General features: G+C 42.3%; 8 protein-coding genes. 6 read left to right on the top strand and 2 right to left on the bottom strand.

Translation table 11 applies throughout. From position 1 onward, the window contains the following. Positions 1-183, top strand: a 183-nt coding sequence (locus P8O70_02110; GenBank protein MDG2195679.1) for a hypothetical protein, incomplete at its 5' end; no start/stop codon positions are given. Further along, positions 152-751, top strand: a complete 600-nt coding sequence (locus P8O70_02105; protein ID MDG2195678.1) for a CorA family divalent cation transporter — start codon at positions 152-154, stop codon at positions 749-751. The genes P8O70_02110 and P8O70_02105, both read left to right, overlap by 32 nt. 21 nt (positions 752-772) lie before the next feature. Here P8O70_02105 and carA read toward each other — a convergent pair whose 3' ends face one another. Beyond that, positions 773-1,864 (bottom strand): glutamine-hydrolyzing carbamoyl-phosphate synthase small subunit, encoded by a 1,092-nt coding sequence (gene carA / locus P8O70_02100; GenBank protein ID MDG2195677.1) that lies wholly within the window; start codon positions 1,862-1,864, stop codon positions 773-775. Positions 1,865-2,076: 212 nt separating this feature from the next. On the opposite strand from carA, the gene P8O70_02095 reads away from it, so the two are divergent. The 4 genes from P8O70_02095 to P8O70_02080 all read left to right on the top strand — a co-directional run bounded on the left by P8O70_02095 (position 2,077) and on the right by P8O70_02080 (position 6,558). Beyond that, on the top strand, positions 2,077-4,365 hold the full coding sequence (locus tag P8O70_02095) for a heavy metal translocating P-type ATPase (GenBank protein ID MDG2195676.1): 2,289 nt from the start codon (positions 2,077-2,079) through the stop codon (positions 4,363-4,365). Positions 4,366-4,375: 10 nt separating this feature from the next. Next, positions 4,376-4,645 carry a metal-sensitive transcriptional regulator gene (locus P8O70_02090; GenBank protein ID MDG2195675.1) on the top strand — a complete coding sequence of 90 codons (270 nt, stop codon included), beginning with the start codon at positions 4,376-4,378 and terminating at the stop codon, positions 4,643-4,645. 61 nt (positions 4,646-4,706) lie between these two features. Beyond that, a complete protein-coding gene (locus P8O70_02085) occupies positions 4,707-5,732 on the top strand; it encodes a glycosyltransferase family 9 protein (GenBank protein MDG2195674.1) in 1,026 nt (341 codons plus the stop codon). Positions 5,733-5,880: 148 nt separating this feature from the next. After that, the gene (locus tag P8O70_02080) at positions 5,881-6,558 is read left to right on the top strand and encodes a lipoprotein insertase outer membrane protein LolB (GenBank protein ID MDG2195673.1); all 678 of its coding nucleotides are present in this window, start codon (positions 5,881-5,883) and stop codon (positions 6,556-6,558) included. Position 6,559: 1 nt separating this feature from the next. On the opposite strand, the gene P8O70_02075 is transcribed toward P8O70_02080, so the two are convergent. Then, a complete protein-coding gene (locus P8O70_02075; GenBank protein MDG2195672.1) occupies positions 6,560-9,433 on the bottom strand; it encodes an FAD-binding and (Fe-S)-binding domain-containing protein in 2,874 nt (957 codons plus the stop codon). Positions 9,434-9,618 lie beyond the last annotated feature (185 nt).

The following is a 9,618-nucleotide window of genomic DNA, read 5'->3' as shown; positions in this document are numbered from 1 at the left end:
ATTGGACTTCTCTTGAATAGGGAAAAGGAAAAAAAGGGCTTTTCCCCCAAAGAGAACAATGTTCTCAAACGATCAAATGTTTATTTGATGACAGGCTCTAGTAGCTTTTGCGAGTTCAGAGAAAGACCTTCTAGAGCCGGTCAGAGAAAGGATAAGGCGGGGAAAAAGGTCTTACTATCGTGATTTACAACTAGATTTTTTATTTTGTGCTGTTTTGGACCTGTTGGTGGATCAGCATCTTGGGTTTCTAGATGAAATCCGCGATAGCCTCGTTCTGATGGAGGAAACTCTGAGTGAGAAACCCGACCCCCAACTTTTGCAGGGGGTATACAGACTTCTTAGACAAATGATCTCAGTTGCTAGGGTGATACCCTCTGTCCGTAGTCTTGTAGGAGAATTTTATAAAAATTACAGCGATTGGTTTAATGAAGAAAATTTGATGTATTTGAGAGATGTTCAAGATCATTCCCAACAAGCCCTAGAATTTGTAAAAGCTGACCAAGAAATTCTTTCAGGAATGATTGATCTGTATTTGTCGCGGATGATTCAGAAAACGAATGACAAGATGAAGGTTTTGGCTGTGTTTTCGTTAATCTTCATGCTGCTCACTTTCATTGCTGGGATATGCGGGATGAATTTTGAGCATATGCCAGAACTCGTATGGGAATTTGGCTCCCCGATGGTTCAATTGTTTATGCTGATCATCGGGATTGGGATTGGTTGGTTCCTGAAGCAAAAGGATTGGTTCTGAAGGCAAACTCTAAGTTAGTAGCTACTTATTACTTTGCATCATCTCCTCAAATCTTTGGAAGAGATATTGTGAGTCGTGGGGTCCTGGGGCAGCTTCAGGATGATACTGAACGGAATAAGCTGGAGAATTGGTCCATTCAATCCCAGCAATTGTTTCGTCATTCAGATTCCGATGTGTGACTCGAACACCTTTGGGAAGATTAGACTCATCTACTGCAAACCCATGATTGTGACTGGCAATCTCAATCTTATTGGTTTGGTAATCCATAATTGGATGATTTGCACCGTGGTGACCACATTCTAATTTATAGGTTCGACATCCTAAGGCCAGTGAAAGTATCTGATGGCCAAGACAAATGCCAAAGATTGGAACTTTCCCAAGTAGTGCTTTCACATTCTCAATTGCACCCTGCACAACAGCCGGATCTCCGGGCCCATTGGATAAAAAGACTCCATCAGGGTTTTGCTCTAAAACTAGCGAAGCAGGAGTAGATGATGGAACCACTCTCACTTGCATTCCTAGGTTGGCCATCAGACGCAAAATATTGTGTTTAATTCCAAAATCGTAGGCGACTACTTGAAATTTAACATCTTTCGGTATTTCCCAATCATAAACTTTTATTGTAGAAACCTGATCTGCCCAATTTTGACCTTCCATTGATTGAAGATTCACAGCTCTCTTTCGTAATTCCTCAAAAGCTTCGGAATTTTTAGGCTTTCCTGCGATCACTCCGTTGCACTCGCCTGTTCTTATTCTCTTGACCAGCGCCCTCGTATCAATTCCTTCCAAGATAGACACACCGTGCTCCATCAACCATTCTTTAAGCGGCTTTGAACTCCGCCAATTACTGGGGACGAGGCTGAGTTCTCTCACGATCAAACCTTGGGCATGTACCTTTGTTGACTCCATCTCTTCAGGATTGATCCCATAATTTCCAATATGGGGGTATGTCATCGTGACTATCTGACCAGAATAGGATGGATCTGTTAGAATTTCTTGATAACCCGTCATTGATGTATTGAAAATCACCTCTCCTTGTGGGGACTCTCCTGAGCCATGAAGCAAACCTTCGAATACTTCACCAGATTTCAAGACCAACACACCTTCTTGCATTCCATCGCTCCAATTTCAGATTCTGAATAATTTAAGAAGACTTCAGAATTATTAAATGATTTCAAAAACAATCAACGAGAAACTTAAATTCATGAAAGCTGAATCGTTTCAAAACTATAAGCCGAGGCCAGATCTATTGAAGAATATTGACATATATACCCATAGGGGGTATATATGATTGATATTCAATATTTAACTTACCTTAGAGAAAAATGTTATCAATCATTCTTGAATCCAAACAAGATTTGCAGGATACCAAGCAGTTAGCAGCAAAAGATTCTAAAGCTTTTGCTCAGTATCAACTTCAGAATGTACGCTGTGCAGGCTGTGTGCGATCTATTGAGAACTCATTGGAAGAATTGAGGGGAGTTGAGCATGCGGAAGTCAATTTAGCCTTATCAAACTGTCGAGTTGAGTACGATTCTGATCGATTATCAGATAACGAAATTCAGAATTTACTTTCTCAAAAAGGTTACTCCCCAGAAAGGCTTCTATCTAATAATTTTAGTTCACTTTCATACCCAGATTCTTCACAAGAAAGCAGTAACTGGAAGTGGGCGCTAATTGGGACACTGCCTTTATTCTTATTGGCCATGGGCCCGATGGTGTACCTTCAATTGCCTACCTTTCTGGATCCATATGAATCTCCAAAGTTTTATGTACTTACTCAGTGGATACTGATCCTTCCTGTTCTTTGGGCTGGCAGGGATTTCTACAAGAATGGTTTTCGTTCTCTATTTGGAGGAAATCCTGACATGGACACTCTTGTTGCCCTTGGAACAGGAGCAGCACTACTCTGGAGCTTTGTCAGCTTCACATCGATTCTGCAAGGAACTTCTCTCATTGAAGCCCCACTCTACCTAGAATCTGCTGGGATAATTATAACCATGATCCTGATCGGCAGGTATCTAGAGGGAAAAAGCCGCAGCCAAACTACAAGTGCAATCAGAGAATTGTGGTTGCTCCAGCCATCAAAAGCTAGGTTACTGCAAGGTGAAAATGAGCGTGAAGTTCCTAGCGAAATATTGGTCAAGGGTGATCTAATTCGCTTGCAACCAGGCGATCGGGTTCCGGCTGACGGTTTAGTCAAAGATGGGTACAGTAGTATGGATGAATCGATGATGACTGGCGAAAGCCTTCCCATCGAGAAATCAATTGGTGACTTCATACAAGCTGGTACAGTCAATCAACAGGGAACGCTGCTTGTTGAGGTCCAAAAAGTAGGTCCTGACACCGCATTACAGAAAATCATCCAAAATGTGATTGGTGCCCAAAATGATAAGATTCCCATAGCCAGACTGGTCGATCAATTTTCAAGACATTTCGTCAAATTTGTTCTTTTGATCGCGATACTCACTGGTGGAACTTGGTATTATCTGGGGGCAAGTTGGCCTCAAATTCTTGAACATATCATTGCCGTGCTAGTGATTGCATGCCCATGTGCACTGGGATTGGCTACCCCAGTCGCCATTTTGGTGGCGACTACTACAGGAGCGCGCAACGGGTTACTGATGCGTAATGCAAGTGCGTTGGAGTGTGCTGCAAAGGCTAAAATTATTGCACTCGATAAAACTGGCACCTTGACTTCTGGGAAGCCCCAACTTCATAAAATGCAAACTGCATCAAATATCACAGAATCAGAGGTTCTGACTCTTGCTGCTTCAGTTGAAAAATCATCTGAGCATCCTCTTGCTCAAGCCATTATCAAAGCTGCCAAACAGCGATCCTTAGTACTTTCAAAAGCTGAGGAATTTCTGGCAATTTCTGGCTTAAGTGTTCAGGCAAAAGTTCAAAACCAACTGATTCAACTCGGTAGTGAAAAGTGGCTTCAGGAGTCAGGGCTCAATGTGCCAGAAAATATAAAGATACCAGATCAGGCATCTACTCTTGTGCATGTAGTGCGGGATGGATGCTGGATTGGATTATTGGAGTGCCAGGATGAATTACGGTCAGAGAGCAAATCTTTTATAAAATTCGCTAAAAAACAAGGTAGAGAGATAGCTATTCTTTCGGGTGACCGCTCCAAAGCAGTTCATTCAACAGCACTTGAACTAGGAGTCACGAATTGGGATGCTGAATTATCACCACTGGAAAAAGCTACTAAAATTCAGCAATGGCAAGATCAGAAACAATTGGTACTATTTGTGGGAGACGGCATGAATGATGCGCTTTCGTTAACGAAAGCCGATGTCGGAGTTACTCTCCGGAGTGGAACGGGGCTGGCTTTAGAAACTTCGGATGCTGTACTAATGAAAAATGATTTACGGCACCTAGCTAGGCTACTTTTGTTAAGCCGAGAAACGATTAAGAACATAAAACAAAATTTATTTTGGGCTTTTGGCTATAATTTCTTGAGCATCCCCCTAGCGGCAGGGGCTTTCAGTGCTTGGGGAATCAACCTCAATCCAGAGTGGGCAGCACTTGCAATGGCTCTCAGTTCAATCTCTGTAGTCAGCAATGCACAACGCCTAAAATCACTTAAAATTCCTAAGATCGATTAGCCTCCAGACTATGGCGAACCATCCTGATCATGACAAACAATTACCTCGCTTGCGAAGGGTAGAAGGACAGGTTCGGGGTATACAGACAATGATCTCAGAAAGGAGATATTGTGTTGACATCCTGACTCAGTTACGTGCTTTAGAAGGAGCTGTCCAGCAGGTAGAGAAAAATATTCTAGAAGATCATCTAAATCATTGCGTCCAACAGGCGCTTATACAATCTGACCCGGAAGCTGCTCAACAAAAAATTCAAGAAATTGTGAAACTCCTTAAAAAGTAGTCACGTTAGTTTAGTGTTTTTTTGATAACCCCAGTCTATTCACGAAAAGCCACTATATAAATTGCGAAAAATTTTACTCATTCGAACTGATCGCATTGGCGATACATTGCTTACCCTCCCTGTTGTCAAACCCATCAAAGAAAAGTGGCCCGATTGTCAGATTGACTTCCTAGCCAGAAAATACACGCACCCTATCTTGAAAAATGTAAAAGAGATTAGCCAGATACTCAATTATGACCATGAAGGAGCTCACCGAGGCATCAGAGGACATCAACGTCTTGCCAATGAAATCCAGCAACAAGAGTATGATTCTGCAATTCTTTTCTATCCCCGATTCGGTTTAACATTTGCCTTATGGAGGGCTGACGTACCCAGGCGAATTGGCACAAGCCACCGTTGGTATTCTTTCTTATTGACTGATCGGGTCCATCAGTCTCGAAGAGAATGCCTGAAACATGAAGTTGAGTACAATCTCGATCTCCTAGAACCAATCATCCAGGATGTAAAAAGTGAGATTCCACAGTTTCGTTTAGCTATTCCTGAAAAAACAAAGCTAGAAGTTCAAGGTAAACTTAATGCGAATGACATCCTCGAGAAATACTTTGTTGTTCATCCAGGGAATGGAGATTCCGCACCCAACCTTAGCTGGGATCAATACAGACAACTAATTCAGCAAGTTTCTCTTTCTGGTATAAGAGTCGTGCTCACAGGAGTAGATTTAGAAAAAGAATACAATGAATCACTTAAATCAGAATTCTCAACGAATAATATCATTGATCTGACTGGCACATTAAGTTTGGAGCAAATGATAGCTCTGCTTTCAGAGGCTTGCGGCTTGATTACGACAAGCACTGGACCTGCTCATATAGCTAGTGCAGTTGGAACTCCAGTTACTACCTTTTTTTGCCCAGCGATACCACACACTCCTGACCGGTGGGGACCTTTGGAAAATTTGGAGCGTGTCACCACACCAAAATTAACGAACAGCCACTGTAAAATGAAACAATGCCCGCACGGTACTCATGGTTGTCTGGCTACTTGTTTGCAGGATGATGAAATCAGCCAGGCTCTAAATTATCTACTCTGAAAGCTGTTGCAAGTGGGGCTTTTTCTCAGTAAGTTCAATTCATTGATTTTAATTTCTCAATCTCATGTTCAAGATAAATTATGCATGAATTTAATATTTTGATGACCTTCGGGGCAGTCACAGCTGTCTATTTGATTGTTTTTTTTTCTTGCGAAGCAATGTTTATGAAGGATCCGCAAGAGAAAAAGTAACTTCTCAGTTCTTCATCTGGCCAGTCATTCTCGGGCTGGCTGCCTGTCAAACGACCCAATCTCCAAATCCCCAGAACCTTACAAAAACAGCACAACTCTATTCAGGCCGCATACTCATTCAAACTGAGTATGAAAAGCAGACTGGTGATATAGAATTACTGCTACAAGATGATGGTGTTCGTTTAAGAGTATTAGCTCCTGTAATCGGAAGTCGAATTTGGGAATTACGAGCAAATGATTCACAAATTTTGCTGTACGACTATCGTGATCAGTCTTCATCACTCCACGAAAACTCCATGGAGATTCGGGAAGAATTTTTAGGGGTAGACGTGAAACTGGCCGAAATTCAAGAATTACTTCAGCAACCAACCAAAGTTAGTTTACTGGAGGTAGAAAAGAGGGATGAGGATCAGCGCGTGATCGAGTTGGTAAAACGAGACAGCGTTTTGGGCGATCGACTCAGTGTAAAGATCAATAGATGGCAAGAGGGAGAAGCTGGTCTGTTTCCCCAGAAAATGAAGCTCGAAGATCCCTTTACTGGAAACAAAATCATTTTGGTTTTTCGGGCAAGACAAGAGATCACCGGAGAGCCTCTTGTCTTCGAAGAACTGTCAACGTTCAAACCCTCCAGCTAAGTCAATTTTTTGGCTTTGATGCCTTGAGTAGAAGGTGAAACAGAGATTCAAATTTTACATCCGATACCATGGAGAGCCCAAGCTCGCACGTTCTGCTATTAGAAATACCCAGTGAACAATTTTTTGGGATTTGACTCTTTAAACTGTTCAGCGCTTTTTCGGGAAGCTCAGGGTGAAAAATTCCTCGATCTCCGGCAGTACCACAGCAAGTAGCTGTGTGTGGTAGAACGACTTCCTTCGCACATTTACTAGCAATATCCTGCATTTTGGGAACATGCCCTGCCTTACGATTACTGCAGGTTGGATAAATCACAACGGTCTCTTCCAATTGCTGAAACTCGAGCCGATCTAGTAAAAATTCTCCTGCAAATGAAACAGGATCATAAATTGGTAATTCTGACAATTCTTGATTCAAGCGCTGAACGCATGGACTAGTTTCACAAAGAATTGGGTACACCCCGTTGTTGGATGCTTTCAAAAGTGCTTCTCTGAGTTCCTCTGTTTTACGCTTGGCTTGTCTTGGAAAGCCTTTGCTATCGAAGGCAACCCCACAACACATTTCCTCAATTCCTTCCGGATGAACATATTGATAGCCAGCACGATTTAGAACTTGGTGAACTGCTTCTGCATGAGATGTATGACTGCCTTCAGAGGGCCCCATCATCCTGCAGATACAGCTTGGGAAGTAAACAACATTGCTCGAGTTTGTTTTGGTATCATGTTGCCAATCAATCCTTGGAGCCGGCTTTGGAAAATGTGGATTCCATTGGGGAATTTGATTACCACTTACTTTTCGAAGAATACGGCTCAATCCGACAAGTGCATCACTACCGAGTACCTTGTGTAATATGTTTGCCATCGCTAAGCCCAGACGAGCAAGTTTTGAAGCCAGCGCAAAGTTATTTTCACACCAATTGGCAATGCTGTTTTCTAGACTGGAATGGTGGTCAAAGCGCAACTGCTTGATCAATTTACCTGTATCAATATCGACCGGGCAGTTCATTGCACAAAGACCGTCCGTAGAACAGGTATCCTCACCGTCATAGTGATAAAGCTTCCTCAATTCCGACTGTAGTTCTTTATTTTCTCCCGTCGTTGATAGTCTGGTTATTTCTCGCCACGCAGTAATTCTTTGCCTTGGCGATAAACTCAAGTCCCGTGAGGGACATTGTGTTTCGCAAAAACCGCATTCAATGCATTTGTCGATTATCTCATTTGCCACTGGAAGAGGTTTAAGTTGTTTGACATGAACTTTGGGATCATTGTTCAGGATCACCCCAGGATTCAGCAAGTTTGCAGGATCAAACAAATGCTTTATTTGTTTCATCAAACCATACGCTTCTTTTCCCCACTCTAATTCAACATAAGGCGCCATGTTTCTTCCAGTACCATGTTCCGCCTTCAATGAGCCATCATATTTTTCTACAAGAAGTTTGCAAACCTCTGCCATCAAATTCTCGTAACGATCGACTTCTGCTTGTGTTGAAAAATCTTGAGTGAAACAGAAGTGAAGGTTCCCTTCGAGTGCATGGCCAAAGAGAATCGCATCTGCATAGTGATACTTGTCAAACAGATTTCTCAAATCAACTACAGCCTCAGCCAATCTATGGGCTGGTACAGCAAAATCTTCAATAATGACTGTTGTACCCGCCTTTCGCAGGTTTCCTACAGATGGGAATAATCCTTTTCTGAGTTTCCAGAGCCCCGCAGCTTCGGTTGAATCTGAAGTAAATTCAGGCTCTACCAAGACTTTTTTAGTGCTCAGAAGCTTCATTATCTTACTGACTTTTGAATCCTTTACATTTGCTCGCTGGTCTCCTGTCTCAATCAAAAGAGCACATGCATCTTCATGCAGACCCTTGAGATACTTTGGTGCGGTGGGCTGGTCTTCAATGGCCTTAAGACTTGAGCGATCAAAGAGTTCAACTGCATCGATCTTCTGTTTCTTTAGCTCAGTTACCACCGAACATGCCGAAACAATGTCAGGAAACAAGACAAATGCAGTTCCTTTGTGGGCTGGATCAGGAACAGTTCTATAGGTAATTTCTGAGATGAAACCCAAAGTCCCCTCTGACCCAATCATGAGATGCTGAAGAATCTCTAGAGGATCGTGATAATCAACCAGTGCATTCAGACTGTAACCTGTGGTGTTTTTAATCTGATATTTGTGCTTGATACGATCAGAGAGTTCTAAGTTGCTACAGACTTGGTTAGCAAGGGAGGCTAGGGAATCCAACAGTTCTCGATGATTCCTGCGAAAACGTTCGCAGCTTTCAGGGTCGTTTGTATCTAGAAGATGACCATCTGCAAGAATAACCCGCATACTATGCAGAGTGCGGTAACTGTTGAAATTGACTCCACAGCACATGCCACTAGCGTTATTGGCTGCGATCCCACCAATCATCGCAGAATTGATGGAGGCTGGATCTGGGCCAATTTTTCTGCCAAATGGCTTTAAAATATCGTTTGCTCTTGACCCAACTACACCGGGTTCCAAAGCAATTCGTTCACCATTGGATTCTACTCTTGCACCAGTCCAATTCCCCGCTAACAAAACCAGCACAGAGTCAGTAATTGACTGTCCTGAAAGACTAGTACCCGCAGCTCTAAAAGTTACTGGAATTTCTAATTGATACACCAACCGGAGGATACTGGAGACCTCGTTCTCTTCAGCTACTTTTACAACAATCTTCGGCACCATTCTGTAAAAACTAGCGTCTGTACCATAAGCGAGACACCGAAGCTTATCTGTAAAAATTCTTTCTTCTGGCAAAAAACCTAGCAACCCTTTGCAAAAATCTTTGTATTTATCGGGTAATTCAGCTGGCAATCGATAATTCGAAACGAAAAGTTGGTTTGCTAAAGCAGGGGTCATATTGATCTCGAACAAGAAATTTCAAAAAAACACACCGCAAACTAAGAATCTCAAATCAAATTTGCAGTGCTTTTCCAGCTATCTCATCCCTGAAGACAAGAATGACGTATCCATGAATTTTCTAAAGGAAACTGATCAAAATCCATTTAGTGAGATTAGAATCTTAGGACCGCCCATTTCTCTTG

The sequence above is a fragment of the SAR324 cluster bacterium genome, assembly GCA_029245725.1.
Lineage (GTDB): Bacteria > SAR324 > SAR324 > SAR324 > NAC60-12 > JCVI-SCAAA005.
Note: the sequence above shows the minus strand (reverse complement) of the source record. Positions and strands in the feature narration are given on the sequence as shown.